The 21,813-nt window shown below is 29.9% G+C and carries 17 protein-coding genes; 11 read left to right on the top strand and 6 right to left on the bottom strand.

Annotated elements, in window-relative coordinates; all coding sequences use genetic code 11:
* Positions 1-34: 34 nt before the first annotated feature.
* Positions 35-790: a superoxide dismutase gene (locus V9L04_RS04610; RefSeq protein WP_338792905.1), complete on the bottom strand. Its 756-nt coding sequence runs from the start codon at positions 788-790 to the stop codon at positions 35-37.
* A 166-nt stretch (positions 791-956) separates the two neighbouring features.
* Entirely contained in the window at positions 957-2,849 is a 1,893-nt protein-coding gene (locus tag V9L04_RS04605) for an ABC transporter transmembrane domain-containing protein (protein WP_338792904.1), read from the bottom strand.
* Positions 2,850-3,133: 284 nt separating this feature from the next.
* On the opposite strand from V9L04_RS04605, the gene V9L04_RS04600 reads away from it, so the two are divergent.
* Positions 3,134-7,246 (top strand): two-component regulator propeller domain-containing protein, encoded by a 4,113-nt coding sequence (locus V9L04_RS04600; protein ID WP_338792903.1) that lies wholly within the window; start codon positions 3,134-3,136, stop codon positions 7,244-7,246.
* Positions 7,247-7,391: 145 nt separating this feature from the next.
* On the opposite strand, the gene V9L04_RS04595 is transcribed toward V9L04_RS04600, so the two are convergent.
* On the bottom strand, positions 7,392-7,982 hold the full coding sequence (locus V9L04_RS04595) for a T9SS type A sorting domain-containing protein (protein WP_338792902.1): 591 nt from the start codon (positions 7,980-7,982) through the stop codon (positions 7,392-7,394).
* Positions 7,983-8,897: 915 nt separating this feature from the next.
* Here V9L04_RS04595 and V9L04_RS04590 point away from each other — a divergent pair.
* From V9L04_RS04590 to V9L04_RS04575, 4 genes are all read left to right on the top strand, one after another.
* Positions 8,898-9,461, top strand: a complete 564-nt coding sequence (locus tag V9L04_RS04590) for a Crp/Fnr family transcriptional regulator (RefSeq protein WP_338792901.1) — start codon at positions 8,898-8,900, stop codon at positions 9,459-9,461.
* Between the two features lie 117 nt (positions 9,462-9,578).
* Positions 9,579-9,968 carry a RidA family protein gene (locus V9L04_RS04585; protein WP_338792900.1) on the top strand — a complete coding sequence of 130 codons (390 nt, stop codon included), beginning with the start codon at positions 9,579-9,581 and terminating at the stop codon, positions 9,966-9,968.
* 331 nt (positions 9,969-10,299) lie between these two features.
* A complete protein-coding gene (locus tag V9L04_RS04580; RefSeq protein ID WP_338792899.1) occupies positions 10,300-10,701 on the top strand; it encodes a hypothetical protein in 402 nt (133 codons plus the stop codon).
* A 349-nt stretch (positions 10,702-11,050) separates the two neighbouring features.
* Entirely contained in the window at positions 11,051-11,731 is a 681-nt protein-coding gene (locus tag V9L04_RS04575; protein WP_338792898.1) for a hypothetical protein, read from the top strand.
* 104 nt (positions 11,732-11,835) lie between these two features.
* On the opposite strand, the gene V9L04_RS04570 is transcribed toward V9L04_RS04575, so the two are convergent.
* Entirely contained in the window at positions 11,836-14,058 is a 2,223-nt protein-coding gene (locus tag V9L04_RS04570) for a 7TM diverse intracellular signaling domain-containing protein (RefSeq protein ID WP_338792897.1), read from the bottom strand.
* Positions 14,059-14,288: 230 nt separating this feature from the next.
* On the opposite strand from V9L04_RS04570, the gene V9L04_RS04565 reads away from it, so the two are divergent.
* The 5 genes from V9L04_RS04565 (at position 14,289) to V9L04_RS04545 (ending at position 19,483) form a co-directional block, all read left to right on the top strand.
* A complete protein-coding gene (locus V9L04_RS04565; protein WP_338792896.1) occupies positions 14,289-15,272 on the top strand; it encodes a PorP/SprF family type IX secretion system membrane protein in 984 nt (327 codons plus the stop codon).
* 326 nt (positions 15,273-15,598) lie between these two features.
* Positions 15,599-16,579, top strand: a complete 981-nt coding sequence (locus V9L04_RS04560) for a magnesium and cobalt transport protein CorA (RefSeq protein WP_338792895.1) — start codon at positions 15,599-15,601, stop codon at positions 16,577-16,579.
* Positions 16,580-16,596: 17 nt separating this feature from the next.
* Positions 16,597-16,968 carry a VOC family protein gene (locus V9L04_RS04555; RefSeq protein WP_338792894.1) on the top strand — a complete coding sequence of 124 codons (372 nt, stop codon included), beginning with the start codon at positions 16,597-16,599 and terminating at the stop codon, positions 16,966-16,968.
* 153 nt (positions 16,969-17,121) lie between these two features.
* Entirely contained in the window at positions 17,122-18,369 is a 1,248-nt protein-coding gene (locus V9L04_RS04550; RefSeq protein ID WP_338792893.1) for a hypothetical protein, read from the top strand.
* Between the two features lie 73 nt (positions 18,370-18,442).
* Positions 18,443-19,483 carry a DNA adenine methylase gene (locus V9L04_RS04545; RefSeq protein ID WP_338792892.1) on the top strand — a complete coding sequence of 347 codons (1,041 nt, stop codon included), beginning with the start codon at positions 18,443-18,445 and terminating at the stop codon, positions 19,481-19,483.
* Between the two features lie 5 nt (positions 19,484-19,488).
* Here V9L04_RS04545 and V9L04_RS04540 read toward each other — a convergent pair whose 3' ends face one another.
* Both V9L04_RS04540 and V9L04_RS04535 read right to left on the bottom strand, forming a co-directional pair.
* Complete coding sequence (locus tag V9L04_RS04540; RefSeq protein WP_338792891.1) at positions 19,489-19,896, bottom strand: hypothetical protein; 408 nt, start codon at positions 19,894-19,896, stop codon at positions 19,489-19,491.
* 67 nt (positions 19,897-19,963) lie between these two features.
* Positions 19,964-21,199: a serine hydrolase domain-containing protein gene (locus V9L04_RS04535; protein ID WP_338792890.1), complete on the bottom strand. Its 1,236-nt coding sequence runs from the start codon at positions 21,197-21,199 to the stop codon at positions 19,964-19,966.
* Positions 21,200-21,384: 185 nt separating this feature from the next.
* Here V9L04_RS04535 and V9L04_RS04530 point away from each other — a divergent pair, with 185 nt between their 5' ends.
* A complete protein-coding gene (locus tag V9L04_RS04530; protein ID WP_338792889.1) occupies positions 21,385-21,657 on the top strand; it encodes a hypothetical protein in 273 nt (90 codons plus the stop codon).
* The last annotated feature ends 156 nt before the right edge of the window (positions 21,658-21,813 follow it).

The following is a 21,813-nucleotide window of genomic DNA, read 5'->3' as shown; positions in this document are numbered from 1 at the left end:
AAAGTCTGCTTTTCTATATCTTGAAACTTCAAAGCTAAGCATTAAAACGCTCTTCAATTTTTTCCCAGTTGATTATTTTATAAAAATTCTCAATGTATTCTGCACGTTTGTTTTGATAGTTGAGGTAATAAGCATGTTCCCAAACATCAAGAGCTAAAAGTGGTGTTCCTGTTTTTTCTGCAAGATTTTTCATTAATGGATTGTCCTGATTTGGCGTAGAGGTAATGAAAAGTTTACCGTCATTTGCTTTACAAAGCCACGCCCAACCTGAGCCAAATACTCCTTTTGCTTCTTCTGAAAACTCCTTTTGAAAGGCTTCATACGAACCAAAATCTTTTTCTAAAGCTATTTTCAAATTTCCTGTGACAACCTGATTTTTTGGAGATAAAGATTCCCAAAAAAGACTGTGATTATAATGTCCACCTCCATTATTTCGAACAGCTGTGTCATTTTCGCCTACGCTTTCCAAAATTTCTAATAAATTCTGATTGGCGAAGTTTGTTCCTTCAATAGCCTTGTTTAATTTATTGACATAACCTTGATGGTGTTTTCCATGGTGGATTTCCATTGTTTGTTTGTCAATATTTGGAGCTAGTGCAGCAAAATCATAAGGTAAGGCTGGTAATTCGAAGGGTGATTTTAGTGTAAAGAGTCCATTTTCAGTTGCTACTGCTGTCGAATCTGTTTCAGTAGTATCTGTTTTTTTAGAAGAATCACAAGCCGAAAGAGGATTAAACATGATTCCGATAGTGGCAAGACCTGCCGTTTTGAGAAAAGTACGCTTGTTCATTAACATAAAAATTCTTTTTTAGAGTTAGAGTGCAGTTGTAATTTATGCTTTAATAATTAAATTACTGCCAAAATAGTTTTGAAAAATTTGTTTTAATCAAGGTATCATTTTTTCTTGACTATTTTTTCAAAATGAATAACTACAAACTAACTGATTTTTTTTGAATTTAAACGTCTAGCAATTGCAAGCGAACCAGTTGATTATATGTTCCTTCTTGATTTACCAAACTTTCATGTGTTCCTTGTTCACTGATTTGTCCATTTTCAATGACGTAAATTGTATCTACTTTTCTAATTGTAGCCAAACGGTGAGCAATAATAATTGTTGTTCTATCTTTCATGAGTGTATCTAAGGCTTCCTGTACAAGTTGTTCAGATTCAGCGTCTAACGAACTTGTTGCTTCATCTAAAATCAAGATTTTTGGATTGCGTAAAATAGCTCTTGCAATAGCAATTCTTTGACGCTGTCCACCTGAAAGTTTTACGCCTCGTTCTCCTACCAATGTTTCTAATCCTTCTGGAAAGGTTTCTATAAACTTAAATGCGTTAGCTTGTTTGGCAGCCGAAATAATTTCTTCTTCTGTTGCAGTTGGTTTTCCGTAGGCTATATTTTCTCTGATTGTTCCTCCAAAAAGCAAAATTTCTTGGGGTACAATTCCGATAGCAGAACGGTAAAAACTCAAATCATACTCTAAATTATTTTTCCCATCTACTTCTATTGTTCCTGTTTGTGGATCATAAAAACGCTCTAAAAGCTGAATAATAGTAGATTTTCCTGCGCCACTATGTCCGACTAAGGCAATTTTTTCTCCTGCTTTTATATCCAAACTAAGTCCTTGCAAAACCTCTACATCAGTACGGGTAGGATAAGAAAAACGAACATCTTTGAAAGAAATATTTCCTTGAATTGGATTTTGATTGATATTAGATTTCTCTGTAGCATACGTTAATTCTGACTCTGACTCTTCTCCTAAAATCTCCAAAACTCGTTCTGATGCTCCGATAGCTTTCTGTATCTGTCCATAAATATTTCCTAGTCCTCCAATAGAACCAGCAATAAACATAGAATAAATAATAAAAGAAATCAAATCTCCTGAAGTCAAATCTCCAGCTGCTAGAAGTGTTGCACCATACCAAAAAACAGCTGTAATACTTCCAAAAATAGCAAAGACAATAAAGGAGACAAAACCACCACGATAAGTAGCTGCTTTTAAAGCTGTTTGAATGACACTATTTTGAGTAGTTGAGTAACGATTTGATTCAAAAATTTCGTTTGTAAATGCTTTTACAGTTGCAATAGCTTGAATAGTTTCTTCAACAATTATATTTGAAGTAGCAAGCTGGTCTTGTGTTTTCTTAGAAAGTTTACGGATGAACTTACCAAAAATAATTGCTCCAATAATCAAAACTGGCATTACACCAAGCATAAAAAAAGTGAGTTTTGGAGTTTTGACAAATAAAATTCCTAAGCCAACAATAAGCGTAATTATCTGACGGAAAAACTCGGCTAATGTAACCGAAAAAGTGTCTTGCAAAAGAGCTACATCTGCTGTAATTCGGCTCATAAGCTCTCCAGAACGATGCTTGTCATAAAAACTCATTGGCAAAGTCAAGTATTTTTGATACAATGCTTTGCGAATATCAGCCATTGAATATTCACTTACTTGTGCAAATAAATAAACTCTAAAAAATGAAAAAATGACTTGAATTACAATTACAACTACTAAAGCAAGCGTAATCTGATTAATGCTATCTAACAAGAAACTCTCGTCTCCTGTCGCTACATCAATAAGATTTCCTGTAAGCTCTGGAAAGGCTAAAAGAACAACACTAGATAAGAAGAGACAAACCATTCCACTAAAGAAATATCCTTTGTAGGGCATCATATATTTATAAATGCCTAACAAATATTGAAAACTCTCTTTGTTGAGTTTTCGCTTTTTGTGTTCATCTTCTTTATTGATTTCTGTAGAATCTTTTATAGATTCATCTGAAATAGATTCTGTCTTTTGAGACTGTCCATTTCTGTTTATATTTTCTTTTCCGTTCGTATTTTTCATAGTATGTTTTAAAACGATAGTACGTCTAATTTTCGAAACGCAAAGATACGGTTTTTGTTAGATAAGTGCTAACTCAAGATAGGTTGATAAAAACTTTGTTAGTCGTTTTGATATTCTTAAAATAACTTTGAAAATAATTTAGTGTAGCCAAATGAATACACAGTTTTATATTTTATAAATATACCCTGATGTTTTATTGTATTCTGAGAGTTTTTTTTTATCTTTCCTACATTAGAATAAAATCAATACAGAAAAACAATCTTTTTAGCAGGTACTAAAAAATCATGTTGCATTCCTTTCAACTTTTTATCAAAAATAGTTTATCGTCATTTCTTTTTGTGATTTTCTTTCTTTTCCTATTTGTTTTTCAAAATACGGCTTCAAACCTCTATGCACAGCAAATTGCATTAGATTGGCGTTTTGATAAACTTACTTCTCAGGATGGATTATCTCAAAATACAGTTACGGCAATGCTTCAAGATAACTTGGGTTTCATTTGGATAGGAACTCAAAACGGATTAAATCGATACGATGCTAGTAATTTTAAAACCTATAAAGTAGAACAAAACACAAATTCAATCCCTGATAATCATATTACTTTTTTATTACAAACCGAAGATAATTTTATTTGGATAGGAACTCAAAGTGGAGGACTCTGTAGACTCAATACTATTACAGAACAATTTGAAGTTTTTGCTTATGAGCCACAAAATCCACTTAGTTTGAGTGCAGGAGCAGTTACTTGTATTTTAAGAGATTCTAAAAAAAGAACTTGGATAGGTACTTCTATTGGTGGCTTAAATCTTTTTAATCCACAAACCCAAACATTTGACCATTATAGAAATGATGAGCGTAATCAAAATTCATTAGCTCAAAATCATGTTACTGATATTATAGAGGACAACCAAAAACGCCTTTGGATAGCAACTGCTGAAGGTGGTTTAGACCGTTTTGAAGAAAATGAAAATAAATTTATTCATTTTAGACCAAGTATTTATGGAAGTAGTTCGAGTGCACCAAGTAGTGAACAAATAATAGGATTAGAGATTATTGAAAATGATGATTCGAAAAGAAATAAATTATGGATTGCTACTCGTGATGGAGGGATTAATATTTTAGACTTAGATACTGAAATTTTTACCGTTTTGGAAGCTGATGAACAGAAAACAGTAGATAAAACAGGAAAACCAACCACTAAAAATATTTTTTCTGGAAAGATAGTGACTACTTTTGAGAATTTTGGAGATGAGATTTTTATAGGTACACAAGAAGATGGAGTTTTGATTATCAACCCTTCTACAAATCAAATAAAAACCCTTGAATCTAATCCTTCTCTACGTTATTCGCTTAGTAATAATCATATCACATGTGTTTTTAAAGATAATCAGGGTAGCATTTGGATAGGAACACTTGCCGAAGGAATTAATAAATTTAATTCTATCAAAAATAAATTTGCTCATTTTAGAGAAGAAGCAGACAAATCTAAAAGTCTTCCAGATAGTCGAATAACAAGTATTTTTAAGACAACTACCAATAATCTTTGGATAGGAACAGCTAGTGGAGGAATTACCATCTTGACTCCTAAAAATGAAAAAGAACGAATTTTTAATACTTACCAACATAGAGAAAAAGATGAAACTACGATTGCTAGTGATAAAGTATCAGTGGTTTATCAAGACAAGCAAAATCAAATTTGGGTAGGAACAGCAGAAGGTTTGGAAATTTTCAATGAAAAAAAAGAGACCTTTGAACAGATTTTGATTTATAATGAAAAACTAAATAATCCTGACAAATTATCCATAAAAGCAATTTATCAAGACACAAAAAATAACTATTGGATAGGTTTATATCAACAAGGATTATTAAAACTTTTGCCTTCTGGAGAAACACAACTTTTCAAAACTGAAATATATAATGATTTTAGCTTGAGCAATAACTATGTCCGTGTAATTTTTGAAGACAGAATTGGGAATCTTTGGATAGGAACAGAAGATGGACTAAATCTATACGACAACAGTCCAAATAGTGAGAAATTTGTGCGTTATATGCATCAAATCGAAAATCCAAATAGTATTAGTAATGATGAAATTTTGTCTATTACAGAAGATGATGATGGCAATATTTGGATAGGAACAGCAAATGGACTTAATAAATTTGATGTGAAAAAAGGTGTTTTTACAGTTTTTACTGAAAAAGATGGTTTGCCAAATAATATAATTCATTCAGTAGTTTGTGATTTGCAAAACCGTATTTGGGTAAGTACAAGCCAAGGAATAGCAGAACTTGACCCTTATTCTAAAACAATTCGTTCGTATGATATTTCAGATGGTTTGCAGAGTAATGAGTTTATTTCAGGTTCAGTTTATCAAGAAAGAATTATTGACAAAACTACAGGAGAGGAAAAGCAAGGATTTATTTATTTTGGGGGGATAAATGGGTTTAATCGCTTTAACCCTGATAGTTTGAGCTATAATACAAGTGTTCCCAAACTGGTTTTTACTCAGTTTTCGCTTTTTAATAAAGTGATTTCTCCTTCTAACAAAAATTCGTATTTAGAAAAGACAATTCCTTATACTAAAGAAATTACGTTGCCTTATGATGCGAATGTGTTTTCAATTGATTTTTCAGTTTTAGATTTTATTGCTCCTCACAAAACCAAATACTCTTATTATTTAGAGGGATTTGATAAAGAATGGCATTCTACCAATCGAAATTTTGTTACTTATACCAATCTTGCTTCAGGAAGTTATACTCTGAAAGTAAAAGGTTCTAATAGTGATGGGATTTGGAACGATACAGGAATTGAAATGAATATTATTGTAACTCCTCCTTTTTGGCGAACATGGTGGTTTACTACTATTAGTGTTTTTCTTTTTTTAGTTATTACAATAGGAGGATATAAAATTAGAACCTACCAAATTCAAGAACAAAAACGTCGTTTGGAGTATCAAGTAGAAGAAAGAACCAATGAACTGGCAGAAAAAACATGGGAGCTAGAAAGCCAAACTAAACAATTAGAAAGTCAGAACTCTTTATTAGAAACCCAATCAAAAGAAATTCAGGTAGCTTATGATAATGTAAATATTTTGAGTGAGGTAGGACAAAAAATCACGTCTACTTTGGATATGAGGCAAATGATAGAAACAGTTTATCAAAATGTAAGTGGACTAATGCCTGTTGATAGATTCGGAATTGGTGTTTTTAATGATGAATTTCAGCGTTTAGAATTTCCATTTTTTGTAGAAGGTGAAACCTATTTTCCATTTCACACCAAATCATTGAATGATAAAAAACGCCTTTCTGTAATTTGTTATGAAAAGCAAAAAGAAATTGTTATCCAAGATTTTCAGAAAGAGAATAAAAATTATGCTACCGAATATGCCAATGATGGAATAGAAATGGAACTTGGCAAAACGCCAAAATCAGCAGCTTATTTTCCACTTAGTGTAGAACAGCATGCTATCGGAATTCTGACAGTCCAAAGTTTTCAAAAAAATGCTTATTCTAATCAGCATCTCACTATTTTGCGTTCGTTGGCAGCCTATACGTCTATTGCCTTAGATAATGCACGAGCTTACAAAACCATCGAAACTAACAACAGAAATATTACAGATTCGATTCGTTATGCACTTACTATTCAGCAGGCAATGCTTCCAGAAAAAGAGCTTATGGACTCGCTTTTTGATGCTCATTTTGTAATTTTTAAGCCACTTTCTATGGTTTCAGGAGATTTTTATTGGGTTACAAAAGTAGAAACAGAAGTGGAGGGAAGCATTCAAACACGCATCTATGCAGCTATTATAGACTGTACAGGACATGGCGTTCCAGGAGGATTTATGTCTGTTATTGGAAAAACTCTTTTAGATGAAATTGTACAGACACAACAAGTAAAAGAACCCTCTAAAATTTTGGAATTATTAGATAAAAATACTCGTGCTGTTTTGAAACAAGAACAAACTTCAAATGATGATGGAATGGACATTGGGCTTCTTTGTTTAGAAGAAGATAAAGAAGAAGAAAAATTTAAAATTACTTTTTCAGGAGCAAAACGACCTTTGTATTTTATTGAAAAAACAGATTCATTGTCCAAATTAAAAATTATCAAGGGTAATCGTCGTTCGATTGGAGGACGTACTAGAAACAATCCTGTTCCATTTACTGACAATGAGATTATTTTGAAAAAAGGAGCGTTAATTTATCTTACAACTGATGGGTTTGCAGACCAACCCAATCCAGAACGTAAAAAAATTGGTTCTCTTCATCTTCGTAAAATAATAGAAAATAATTCTTTAAAAATGATGACAAAGCAAAGAACAGAACTATTAAATATTTTAAGAGAGCATCAACAAGAAAGCGCACAAGTAGATGATATTAGTTTAATAGGAATTAGAATATAATTTTATAAAAATATCAAACGAAAGTGTTTTACATAAAAAAGCAACCTCAAAGAAGTTGCTTTTTATTTTCATGAAGAGATAATTAATTACAGTAACATTCTAATGTAGAAGTCTGTAATTCAATGCTTTATTTTTTCTGATTGAATTAGTCAATATAATATGTTTCGTAGCTTGTTTTGTCTTGACCAACAATTTGCAAAAAGTAAGTTCCTTGAGTTAAATCTTTAAGGTCAAATGTACGAGCTTTGCTTTCCTCATTGATAGTTTCTTCGTACAAAATATTACCTTCTAAATCTGTAAGAGTTAATTTTACAGTTCCTTTGTTATTCTCTACAGATGCAAAAACTTTATTATTGGTTGCTTTTGGAGAAAATGTAGCTATGAAATCATTTTTCAAAGTATTTTTCAAAACAACAGTTCTTTTTTCATTGTATGTTTCGCCTTCTACAATTACTGTATAAGTTCCTTCACCAATGGCATTCATATCGTAGATACGTTGAATTTGAGCTTTTTTACCAAGAGCTTCTGAATATACAAGTTCTAAATTTGTATTATAAATCTTGATGTTGAGTTTTTCTTGTTTTTCATTATCAAATTTCAAGATAAATTTGTTGCTATTTGGTAATGCCTCTACAGTTGCAGTTATATTGTCTTCATCAGCAAAAGCAGAAGTAAATGATGTAAAAGAAAGTGTAATAGCAAAAACGATGGCGAAAATTGAATTTAATGATTTCATAGTAATGGATGTTTTTAGAGAATTTGAAATAAATAAGTTTGAATAATATATTTTTTCGTTAGTGAGACTTCTTTTTTTGTTTTTTCTGTCTGTATTTGTTTTCGTTTGATGTTACAAAGCTAACGGCTTATTTTGATACAAGTTACAATTCAAAAATACGTTTTTGTTAACAAAGTATTTAACTAAAAAATGTGCAACCCGAAATTATAATAAATATATTTGCTTTATTTCAAAATAAAATTTTATATATTGTTGATTTTTGTGTGTTAAATTCTGCTGTTTTAATATTTTAAGTTAAGTTCTAAACCTCTCAAAAAACGAATTCATAATAAATCACAACATCGAAAATAAGATGCAACCCCTCATTTGTTAGGAAGCAATATTCTGTTTAATTTATTTTTTCAAAATATTATTTCGCTTAGTGTGTTTTCTTTGTTCTTAACAATTTGTTAATATAGAATATGTTAAAAATAATTAAAACAAAAAATAAAAATAAATTTAGTTGATTTTGTACCTTCCTTTGTAATTTTTGGTGTGTTCGACAAAAAAAAGCAACTTCTAAAAAGCTGCTTTTTCAAAAATACTATTGTTAGATACAATCAATATCAAAATGCTGTATCATCTAAAGATGGATAAATAATTTTGGCTCTTCCGACAATTTAACGAAATTATAAAATAGTGTGCGTTCGTTTTAGCTTCGCTGAGGGTTACACCGTTCTCAAAAACGAACGAAACGCTTCCTCAGAAGCGTGATATTGCTTAAATCACGCTTCTGAGAAAGCGTTTCGTTCAACTCTAGGGAGTTGAACACACTATGTTTCGCTAAAAAGTCGGAAGAGCCATAATTTTTTAGCATTTTGTTCCATTGATATGATAGCTAGTTTTTTCTATTTTTAGATAAAAATAAATTACTAAATGCTGGAAGAATTAAGAAATCACATAAATGCTATTACACCTCTAACCTATGAAGAATTTAGCTTTGTTTGTTCATTATTTGTTGAAAAAAAAATCAAAAAAAAGCAGTTTCTTATCAAAGAAGGTGATAGTGTAAAGTATGCTTATTTTATAGTATCAGGACTCTTGAAACTTACTTATGTCGACGATTTGGGTAAGGTTCATATTGTTTCTTTTGCTATGGAAGATTGGTGGGAATCCGATTTTCAAGCTTATTTTACTCAATCAAAAGCTCGTATGTCTTTACAAGCTATTGAAGATACATCTGTGTTGTGCCTTTCCCTTAAAAATTATCAAAAAATGTGTCTAGAAGTTCCAAAGATGAAAACCTTTTTAATAGAGATGTCAAATAAAGGATTCATTGCTTCTCAGCAGCGCATACTCTCATTATTAACAACTAGTGTAAAAGAGCGTTATGAAAAGCTGCTTCAAAAATATCCATTATTATTTCAAAGAGTACCAAAAGCTCAACTTGCTTTATATTTAGGCTGTTCACGAGAAACTCTGAGTCGGATTTCTTCTTGACAAAACCTTCATTTGAATTTGTGATATATATCACAATTTTTTCTTTTTCAAAAGTACAATTTTGCATTATAAATTTTTAATCATCCAGAGTATATTTACTCAAAAACAAGAAAAAAAATGCAAAAAAGAACTATCAATCCTTGGCAATGGCAAAACCAACGTAGCTATGTACAAGCTGTAGAAGTAAAAAATGTAGAAAGCACACTCTACATAGCAGGACAAACAGCTATAGATAATAATGGAATTTCTAGTGCTGCTGATATGAAAAGCCAAATAGTCCATAGTTTACAAAACTTAGAAAAAGTCATATATGAAGCTGGTTATGAGTGTAAAAATATTGTGCGCTTAAATATCTATACAACTTCTTCAGAAGATTTTTTTGCTAACTTCGATATTATTCAGAACTGGATATCCAAACATGAAATAGAACAAGCATCTACTGTACTTGAAGTGAAAAGTCTTTTTGAAACATTAACTGTTGAATTAGAAGCTACAGTAGTGAAATAAGAGCATTATAGTAAAGATTAATTTTTTACTTATTCATTGTACATATATAAGAAATAAGAATTAAATAAACTACTATTTTAAAACATTCAATTAACTGGTAATCAATAAATTAAATTTGTAATTGATCCTAAGCAGTTACTATCATGCTTTAAAAGTATTCATAAAATCAAACTTTCCTCATTCCAATCAAAGAAAAGGAGTGAGGAGTTTTTTATAAAAAAAACTGATTAAAGTGTGATTTATATTGATATAATCTTGGTATTTTATTATCGTTTGTTTAAATTAATAAGAATATTTATGGAATTCCAATTTTACTAAATTAGACAACAAAATGAAAGCACTTCATACAAGCAAATACTACGAAATTTCATTTGATAAAAGCAAATCATTGATTATGCATAAAGCTCTACCTGCTACCTTAGATATGAGTGATGAAGATTTTAAACAGGAAATGCTCTTATTTGCAGAAATGTGCGAAACATACACTCCCACAAGAGATTTAGTCAATTTAGTAAACATGAAGTATTCTATTGCTCCCAAAATGCAAGAGTGGGTAAATACAGAAGTCTTTCCAAAATTTATGAATATAATAGATAGAATGGCATTAGTTATGCCTTCTGGAATTTTTGAAGTTGTAGCTCTTAAGCAAACTATGGAGGAAGAAATAGCTCAAAATTTCTATCAAAAATATTTTGACGATGAAGAACAAGCCTTAGAGTGGGTAATGGAATAGATTCAATTAAAAATAGTATTTTGTAATATAATAGAGATGTCAACAAATTTTCCATCTATTGTAGCGTATCACTACAAGCATATATAAATTTTGCTGTATTTTTAAATGTGCTCTAAAACTAAAAGGATGACTAAATAGTGTGAGACAGTTTAATAATTCGTTAATTTCGTTTGTGAAAAATGTTTTGTAGAGGATTTTATTTTTTTCATTAGAAATAACTTTGTATTTTTCTAAACAAATTTTAAATATTACAAAAATAATGAAGGTATTGTAAGGGTAATACGAAATTATGACATTCTGAAAGAGTGCTATACTTTCTATACATCATGTACCTCTTCACAAAAAAACAATGATTATAAGAATAGCAACTCAGGAAGATATTACTGCTGTAGAAAAACTACGAACTACTGCTTATCAAACTGCAACTGGTTCAATAATATCTGATACTTCATTTTTGCATTGGAATGAAAGTGATGAACAATCCATTACTCTAATATTAGAAAATGAGGAAAAGCAAATTATCTCTACTTTGCAAGGAAAAATTCTGATTACAAAAGCAGAACTAGAAAAGTTCTTTGATATATCCTTGAACACTTCTTTTTCCTTTCCTATTTTCCCTACTTTTACTATAGGTAAAGCATCTACTTTTTTAGAGTATAGAGGCTTAGGATATACAGCCATCATGAGAATATTATTTTTACAAGCCTGTTTGAATTCTGAAATTCAATCCATTAGCTCTACCATGCAAGCAGATGCTTCAAGAATTCCTTTATTAAAACAAATGGGTTATTTTATTGAGGAAGCTGATATTAGTCATCGAAAAAATAGTCATTTTAATAATACAAGTGCAGCTCTTTTTAATCTTTTGCACAAACAAAATTTTGTAGAAGCTATAGCTGTTGCCAAGAATAAAATTATAACTCCAATTTCTGCCATTGAAATACAAGACGAACTACTATTGACAATGAAAAAGAAAATTAGCTATTTTTGTATCAAAAAAAATGAAAATTCTACAAGTAGTATATTATAAGAATATAGACTTTGTTCATAGTGTTCCACTTTAAAAGATATTTATAAAATCAAATCTTCCTCATTCCAATCAAAAAAGAGGAAGATTTTTTGTGTATTTGATGATTATCCTTTACTAACAGCAAAACCAACTACTAAAACATCATCAATTTGAGGTTCATTTCCCTTCCATTTTTCCATTACTTGCTCTAAGGTAGAACATTGAGTTTCTAGATTTTGAGATGTTCTTTCTGTATTGTTTATATCTACTAATAGTTTTTTGAAGTTTTTAGACATGAATTTTTTACTTGTTTGTTCTTTTCCTTCTTCATTGTTTCCTCCAAATTGGTCGCTATATCCATCAGACGATAAATAAACATTCATCTCTTCATTTAAGTCAATAGAATGTGTTTTAAATTCTCTTTTTTGTTCATTTTGCCAACCTCCAATTGCTCGTCTATCTCCTTTTATTTCTTCAAATTTTCCATTCTTTACAATCCATAAAGGACGGTTTGCGCCTGCAAATTCTAGTGTATGTTTTTCTCTATTTATAACACAGAGTGCTATATCCATTCCATCTCTAGAAGTATTTAGGTTAGAACTAGAATCATAATCTTGTTTTAAAATGGTGCGAACACCTTTATGCAATTCTTCTAAAATATCAGAAGGATAAAATATATTTTTCTCATTTATAATTTGATTGAGTAAATTATTTCCAATAATGGACATAAATGCACCTGGAACACCGTGTCCTGTACAATCTACAGCAGCAACAATTATTTTTTGTTCTTTTTTATGCTCTGAAATCCAATAAAAATCTCCAGAAACAATATCTTTTGGTTTGAAAAATACAAAATGATTTTCTAAAATAGTATCTCGTTCTTCTTTAGGAGGTAAAATAGCATCTTGAATACGTTTTGCATATTTCAAACTATCCGTTATTTTTTGGTTTTGGCTTTGCAACTCTATCGTTTTTTGTTCCAAATCAACTGTTCGTTCTGCTACTAATTGTTCTAATTTTTGATTTTGAGATTCTATTAAATAACGTTGTCTTATTTCATTTTCTATTTTCTGATTTTTTTCGGTAATTGTTTTTTCAGCAAGCTGATTTTTAAGCATATTTATACGGTCTGCAAGACCTAGAGATAATAAAATGACTTCTAAAGCCGAACCAATTTGTATGGCATAAGTAGTGATAAAATTAGTAGATAAAAGCCCAAAGCCTTTAAAAATACTACATAAAATACCTAACCAAAACAATGACCAAGCTATTAAAAAATAGATAGCTGATTTGTAACCTCTTCTATAACTCATCACACCCATATAAAAAAGAAGTGTAGTAGCCACAACTCCAGTAATAGAACTTACCTTTATCATCACTTTATAAGGCAGAAAAAAAGTCAAAGAAAGTTCGATAATAATTAGTGCAACAAAGACTAAAACGAGTTTATCTGTTTTGGGAAGTAGTTTCTTCAAATGCAAAAACTGTCTAGCAAAAAGAAGAGAAATAAAAGAAAAACAACTAATAGAAAAAGGAATAGCAATATCATTAAAAGGATAGAAATTAGACCACAAATATTGAAATCCTAATCCATTAAAAGCAAGTTGAAAAAGAGCAATGGAAGCAATTGTCAGAACATAATAAAGATAAGCTCTATCCCTCAAAGAGAAAAAGATAAACAAGTTATAGAAAATCATCACGACAATTATTCCATAATAAATCCCAAAACCAAATCTATCATTGGCTGTCTGTTCGCTAAAGGCTTGAGGTTGCCAAAGAACTAAAGGAAAAGTCATTGTTCCTTGTGTTCGGCAACGCATATAATAGGTTGTTGTCTTTCTAGGATTAATATTTAACACAAAAATTAAGTCAGCATCTTTTATTTCTCGTTGGGTGTAAGGCATCTTGTCGCCCAGTAATTGCACTTGAATAATATTTTGTGCGCTATCTACTTCGTATAGCCAAACCGAATCTAATAAAGGATATTGTATTTCTAACCAACGATTTTGAGAGTTATTAGTAGCATTTTCAATCTGAAATCTACACCAATAAGTAGAAGAAGTATAACCAAAATTTGGTTTGGCTTCCTTAGAATTTTCAAAATTTAAGCTTTTTATGGCTTGCTGAATAGATAAAAAACCTGTCTTATCTTCTGCAATTTGAGAAGAACTAGAAATAATTAATTTTTCTTGTTGGCTTGAGAGCCAAATTTTCTCAAATGATTTATCTTGAAAAGAGTTAGCCTTATTTTTTTGAGCCTTCACAAAAAAAACAGGAATACATATAAGAAAAACTACTATACAGAGTTGTACATAAATTTTATAATAATTGTATTCTCTATTTCTCATATTAGTTTTTATTATAAATAGAAGGCTTTTCTATTCGAATAAATAGAAAGTAAAAAAGTATATAGTGTAAGGTTTAACAAACTCTAAATTAGGCTTTATTTTTGTATTTTCAAGTAAATAAAAGCAAAAACTCTTTATAAATCAATTCATTACAAATTGAGGTCTAGTACACTTTTTTTTAGCTAAATAATATATAATTTTTAAACTCATCTTTTGAATATCACGAAACTATGATAAATCGATTACTTTTTTTATCTTTTTTTACTTTTGTGACCTTTTCTTCTCTTAGAGCGCAAAATTCGCTTTATTCTGGAAATTATATTTGGAATTGGGCAACCGTTAATGCTGCTGCATTAGGAACTGAAAATGCCTTAGATATAAAGATGAACTATCGCAAACAATGGTCTGGAATACAAGGTGCTCCAAATAGTTTTTCATTTTTGGCACAAACACCACTTTTTCAAAACAAAACAGAAGTTTTATCAGCAGCTTATCACGCCACAGGATTAGAAACCTATCACAATGAAGCAGGACTATGGAGTGAAACAGGTATTTATGCTCGTTATGCGTATCATCTGACACTTTCACAACGTGATGAATGGGATGCAAATTCTAGACTTCGAATGTCTTTTGGTGCTAGTTTTGGACTCAAAACTATTGGCTTTGACGCATCAAAGGCGACTTTATACAATCCAAATGATAACGCTATTCAGAACAATCAACAGAGCACAGTTCCAGATGCAAATATAGGTGTTTGGCTACAAAATGACCGTTTTTTTGGTGGTTTTGGTGTTTATCAATTATTCGAAAATAATGTAAATATAGGACAAAATACCACTGATAATTTGGAGCGTTATTATAACTTATCAGCAGGAACAGTTATAAATTTAAGTGAAAATTTTGTTTTATCTCCTTCTTTTTTGATGAGTATCAACAAAACAACAGATATGAACTGGGATTTGAATACAAAACTATCTTATACTGATTTGATTTGGGTGGCAGCCAATTACCGTCATAAAAGAGCTGTTCAGACTTTTCTAGGAACTCGCATTACTTCTTGGTTAGATATTGCTTACTCGTATGAGTTTTCAAGTTTTATAAAAAGTAATGAGAATAATTTTAATTCATTAGGAACAACAAATGAAGTTCTTGTAGGAATTCGAATTTTTAATAAAAGTACAGACTCTGATACAAAAAGAAATTCCATTTTTTAAAATCTAAATCTAGAATATAATACAAGTCTGAGAAACTTTTCTATTTACTTGTAAACAAATCAATGTACTTCAAATATTTTTAGTGAAATTTAGTTTATTCTTATTTTTTCGCTCTCATCGTTCGTATATTGTCAATCTAAATAAAATCATTCGGTATATCCAAGCAGGAAATTATATTGTAATATGGATGATGCTTTTAAAGTCAGCATAACTAGAGATAGAAAAGAAGAGGTTTTTATAGAATAAATTTAGAAATCAGATTTTAGAATAAATGAAAATTAGTGTAGGGAAAAGATACATATTATACTACAATTCAAAAAAACAATATGCCAAAAACATTTTTAGAAAATACTACGCTCATTCAGTACAATGAAACTGATTATAAGACAGGTAATTATGAAAAAATAGAGCACGTAATTACATCTGAAAAAGATGGTCTTATACGTTGGATAAATACTTATGGAATGGAGTATGAAGACCAATTAAGACAAGTAATTATTCAAAATAAGTTAGATGATTTTTTGTTGAAGTTAATAAAAGATGATGAGCAATCTAATAAAGTGATTGAGTTAGAAGATTTACTTTTTGTTTCAATCAGAGTATTAAAAACAGAAAATGATTCTTTAGATTCAGAACAAATGTTTTTTATTGTTTCTTCTGATTTTGTGTGGAGTATTCAAGAGCAAAAAGGAGATTATTTTGGTTGGATTAGAGAGCGAATTAGAGATAATAAAGGATTAATAAGAAAAAAGAAATCTGATTATTTGCTTTTTCTTCTGATAGAATCAATTATTGATAATTATTATGAAACGAATCAGAATTATATCGAAATGTATTCTGAAATGCTAGACACAACCAAAGTAAAACCAACACCAGAGTTTACCAATCAAATTGAAAAACAAAGACGCAACCTTTTAAAATTTAAAAAATCAGCAAACAGTTTACGAACTACACTTTTACGTTTAGAAAAAGTAAAAAATAAATACATAAAAAATAGTTATTTTTCAGAACTAAAAGAACAAACCAACGACTTAATTACAGATATTGACTTCGAACTCCAAACACTTGAAAGCAGTCTAAACCTTGTTTTTAGTATTCAAGGACACCGTTTGAATGAAGTAATGAAAACACTTACTATTTTCTCTGTTATCTTTATTCCTCTGACATTTTTGGCAGGAATTTATGGAATGAATTTTAAAAATATTCCCGAACTTGAAACACAGAATGGTTATTATGTTTTATTGGGTGTAATGTCTGTTATTACAGTCGGAATTATAATTTATTTTAAACAGAAAAAATGGTTTTGATTTAACAAAAAACAAAAATGAAACGAGTTACAGGTATTGGAGGAGTATTTTTTAAGTGTCAAAATCCTAAAGCCATGAAAGCATGGTACAAAAAACATCTAGGGTTTGATACAAATGACTATGGAACGAGCTTTGAATGGCATCAAGCCGAAGATGCTACCCAAAAAGGCTCTACACAATGGTGTCCTTTTGATGAAAAAACGACCTATTTTGAACCTTCTAAAAAAGACTTTATGATTAATTATAGAGTTGAAGATTTAGAAAAGCTAGTCGAAGTTTTGAAAGAAGAAGGAGTTACTATTCTTGATGAAATAGAAAGTTTTGATTATGGAAAATTTGTTCATATTCTGGATATAGAAGGCAACAAAATTGAACTTTGGCAACCTTAATATTTTTTTTAGAATAAAATTGTAGAAGAAAAAATAGATTTATAGAATTTTATTTTGTTTTTTGAAAAAAGGTTTGCTACTTTAATAAATTGTAAATGAATTAGTATTTTGCATTCGTTTATCACTAATCACTAATAATTTATCACTCAATAAATGTCGCATTTAGAACAGTTACAAAACACCATTTCGGAACTTCAAACTCAAAGTACAACGCTAAATTCTTTGACGGAAGTCTATGCAAAAGCCGAAAAAACAGAGGAAAATTACAGACAAAATTTAGAGCTTTTTGAAAAACTGCGACTACAACTAGAAAGCTATGAAAATCTGCTAGACCAAAAAATAATCTCTATTTCTAAGCAAAATACAGATTCGGTTTCAGCACTTCAAGCAACCAATCAAAAAATAGAACAAGCTGAAAGTCAAATCAAGCAAACTAGAGACGAATTAGATGAGCAAACAGCATCTATAGAAGCGCATTTGAAAGAAGTAAAATCTCAAAATAAAGCATTTTACGAACAAACACAGGATTTGCTTGTGCAAAAAACAGATAACTTAAACGCCAATCACGAAAAATTTTATTTAGAAACAACAGAAAGAATACAAAATCGTTTGACTGCACTCACGCAGAAAAACGAAGATTTTTATTCGCTTACTTCGCATACATTATCCACACAGTTGGAAAAACTGGAAAATCAAGCTACTGGGTTTTATGAGCGAGCTACAAAGAGAATCAAAATGAATCTTTCTGATTTTACCTCACATACAAAAGAACGTGATGAAGAATTAGAAAAAATGTTAGTCTTGAAAATTGATACAATTCAACAAGAAAATCAAGCTCTGCATATTCAAGCAAACACACTTTTTGAAAAACTGGAAAAAACATATACCCAGTTTAAGACTGTTTTGGATAAAATGAGTGAATTCCAAATGCAGTTTGATACAATAGGAACAAACTTGGAAAATCAAGAACGAGAAATCTATAATCAATCTGAATTTTTAAAAGAAGCCCAAACAAGTGTACAAGAAAACCAAAAAAATCAGTTTGATACCTTTGCCGATTATCAGAAAAAGGCATTGAAGTTTATTTATGACAACCAAAGCAAAGAATTTAAAGAAATAAAAGAGAATTTAGAGAATAAATTTGATTTGCAAAGTAAAAGCTATAATCAAAACCAAATAAAGTTAGAAGAAGAAATTTCTTTGCAACAGAAAAATCAATTGGTATCATTACAAAAGGCTCAAAATGAAGCAATTATTCCAATCAGAGAACAAATTTCAGAAGAGCTAACGCTACAAAAATCAAAACTGGATAAATTAGAAAAAATTAGTACGTTTCAAATCATTACCTTTGTCGGAATGCTAATCAATTTGGCTTTACTCATCTATTTGCTAATAAAATAAGGTTTTTAATAACTGATTCAAGTATCGATAACTGGTTTAAGCGTCGACGCTTGAACTAGTTATTTCAATAAAAATGAATTACATCGGCTCAAAACTTCGTCTTTCAGATTGGATAATAGAAACTATTACTGAAAAATATAATAAATCAAATCCTTCAAAACCTCTCTCTCAAACCATTTTTGCAGAACTTTTTGCAGGAACAGGAATCATTAGTAGAAAACTAAAACCATTTGTAAATCAAATTATTGCAAATGATTTAGAACCATATAGTTATGTTTTACTTAAAAATTATATAGAAAATACAAAAGCTATTCCGAATGAAAGAATTGTTTTTTTGATAGAAGAATTGAACAGTTTATCTATAAAAGAACAAAAAGACGGTTTTATTTATAAAAACTATTGTCAAGGAAGTGGAAGTGAACGACTTTATTTTAGCGACGATAATGGAAAAAAAATTGATGTAATTAGAAAGAAAGTGGAAGAATGGAAGTTAAATAATTTTGTTTTTCAAAGTGAATATTTCTTTCTTTTGGCTTCTCTTTTAGAAAGTGCTGATAAAATAGCAAATACAGCTTCTGTGTATGGCGCATTTTTAAAACAACTCAAAAAATCAGCTCAAAAAAATCTAGTTTTTTCTCCTGCTCACTTTCCAAAACCTCAAAATGGACATAACCAAGAGAATCAAGTTTTCAAAGAAGATGCAAACGAACTAATAAAGAAAATAAAGGGCGATATTCTATATTTAGACCCACCGTATAATGCTCGTCAGTATGGTGCAAACTACCATCTTTTGAATACGATTGCGCTTTATGATAATTTTGAACCCAAAGGAAAAACAGGTTTGAGAGAATATGAGCGTTCGAAATATTGCAAAAAAAATGAAGTAGAAACTGCTTTTGAAGAATTAATAAAAAATGCAGATTTTGAGTTTATCTTTTTAAGCTACAACAATGAAGGTTTGATGAACTTAGAAACTATAAAAAGAATAATGAGCAAATACGGTTCATACTCGTTAGAAAAAACAGAATACCAACGTTTCAAAGCTGATAAAGACATCAACAGAGAACACAAAGCCAACGCAACAATGGAATATTTGCATATTTTGAGGAAGTGATATTTCTATCCTTTATTTTTTCTACTTGCCCTTTTTACAATTTTCTGTTTGGCTTTATCACTAAAAACAACCTTAACCCAATAAGTTATTATGATATCATATCTTCCAGTATCAATTTTTTGTTGTTCATTTAAGTAAAAAATACGAGTTGCAATTTTGCGTTCTCCTTCATCAAATTCTTTTATGGCATTAAAATAATCAGATTTTGTTGTTATGTCTTTACCTGATGAACCAGTTACAAAAATTACTTTTTTACCAGTAAAGTCAATGTTTTGGTCAGAAAAATAACTATTGAGAAATTCAGATTCTACTTGTGAGAGTTCTGGATTATCATCATTTCCACACTTATCTAAGTTTTGTCCGAAAGCAGATAAAGAAATTAGAAGCAAAAGTAATGTTAGGTAGTTTTTCATATTTTTCTATTTGTTGAGTAGAGTCTTGTATAAAATAACATTGAATTGTTTTTGTTTGTACAAATTTTTATTCTAATCTATCTTGATATTTTTCAAGTGTATTCCAAACATCCCAAAACGCTTGATTTGCTTCATCACTCTCACTTTCTGTGTTCTTAATTAATATTCGTCCTATTTTTTTTTCTGGGTCAAAAAACATTAAAGTAAAAACACCTAGGTCGCTTCCACTATGCCCAATGACATTTCGTGTAATAAGTTTTTCAATAAATATTCCAACATTATCATTATCTCCTTCTTCAAAATGCTTTTTTTCTAATTGCGATTTAAATAGCTCTGAGTAACTATCTTTATTGAGTAAAGTTCCATTACCAGAATATCCTTTTATGAGTTCTTCTAATAACTTAGCTAAATCACTACTTGAAGTTATCAGATGTCCATCTGGATAAGTGAGTCCGATATAATGAGGAAGTTCTGTCTTATCAATGTAGAGTTTAGAAAATTTATCCAAATCAACCTCATCAAAAAACCATCCTGTAGAATTCATTTCTAAAGGTGTGAAAATATGTTTTTTAGTAAATTCATTGAAAGGAGTCTTAGCTGCAGATTCTATAACTAAAGCACATAAAGCAGCTCCTATATTGCTATACTCATTAAACTCTCCTGGTTTTCTGTTTGCAAAAGTTTCTTTTTTAAACCATTCTGAATCCTTATGCAACATTTTTTCAAGAAACTCCGACAATGGAAGGTAGCTATCTGGAGTATTAAAAAAATCTACAAACTCTTTATTTTTGGCTTGCTCATCACTTAATTTATCTTTTAATACATAAACTTTTTCCCAGTAGAAATCCGAATCAACAATGGAAGATGTATGTGTAGCTAACTGTCTAATTGTAATTTCTTCATTAGGAAAATAAGGATTCAAAACTTCAAAAGGTAAGTGTTTATTGATTGCATCATCCAGTTCTAATAATCCCATTTCTTTGGCTTTGAGAAGTGCAACTGCAATAGAAATTTTAGAAATAGAGGCAATATTTTGAATTGTATTTTCAGTATATTCTTTTTTATCTTCAATATTAGCATATCCGAAACCGTTCTGATAAAGTTTTTCATTCGGATTTACTATAGCTACAGAAAATCCATTTATATACCCTCTTTTATAAATTTCATTCAACTCATTTGTTAGTGAATCTGCTGTAAGTGTATTCTTTTCTGTTAATTCTGTTGATTCTTTTGTTGAATTTGTTTTTTGATTACAAGAGGCAATCATAATTCCGATAAATAATAGAAAGATTGTATTTTTCATGTTTTTTCAATGTATGTAATTAATTCTTGTGCTTTAGAATTAAAGTTTATTTGTTTTATAGACACAATAATTTAAAGATAGTTGCTTTTTTTTCAATAAAAATTTATTTTCTATTTAAAGCCATCCTATAATGCTCGTCAGTACAAGGCAAGTTATCATTTTTTGAACCCAAAGGAAAAACAGGTTTGAGAGAATATGAGCGTTCGAAATATTGCAAAAAAAATGAAGTAGAAACTGCTTTTGAAGAATTAATAAAAAATGCAGATTTTGAGTTTATCTTTTTAAGCTACAACAATGAAGGTTTGATGAACTTAGAAACTATAAAAAGAATAATGAATAAATACGGTTCATACTCGTTAGAAAAAACAGAATACCAACGTTTCAAAGCTGATAAAGACATCAACAGAGAACACAAAGCCAACGCAACAATGGAATATTTGCATATTTTGAAAAGGTAAAAGGTTTTTTTAATAACTAAACCAAAGAAGCTGAGAGAAAATATTTAATAGTATTCAGAATGGAACACTACCGATTTAATTGATTCTAATAAAAAAACAATCCGTACTTTTGTATTTGCATTCATTCATCATTTACAATCAATAATTCATCATTTC

Origin of the sequence: Bernardetia sp. MNP-M8 (genome assembly GCF_037126285.1) — a bacterium.
In the GTDB taxonomy this organism is placed as follows: Bacteria; Bacteroidota; Bacteroidia; order Cytophagales; family Bernardetiaceae; genus Bernardetia.
This window is presented reverse-complemented; position numbering and strand designations above follow the sequence as displayed.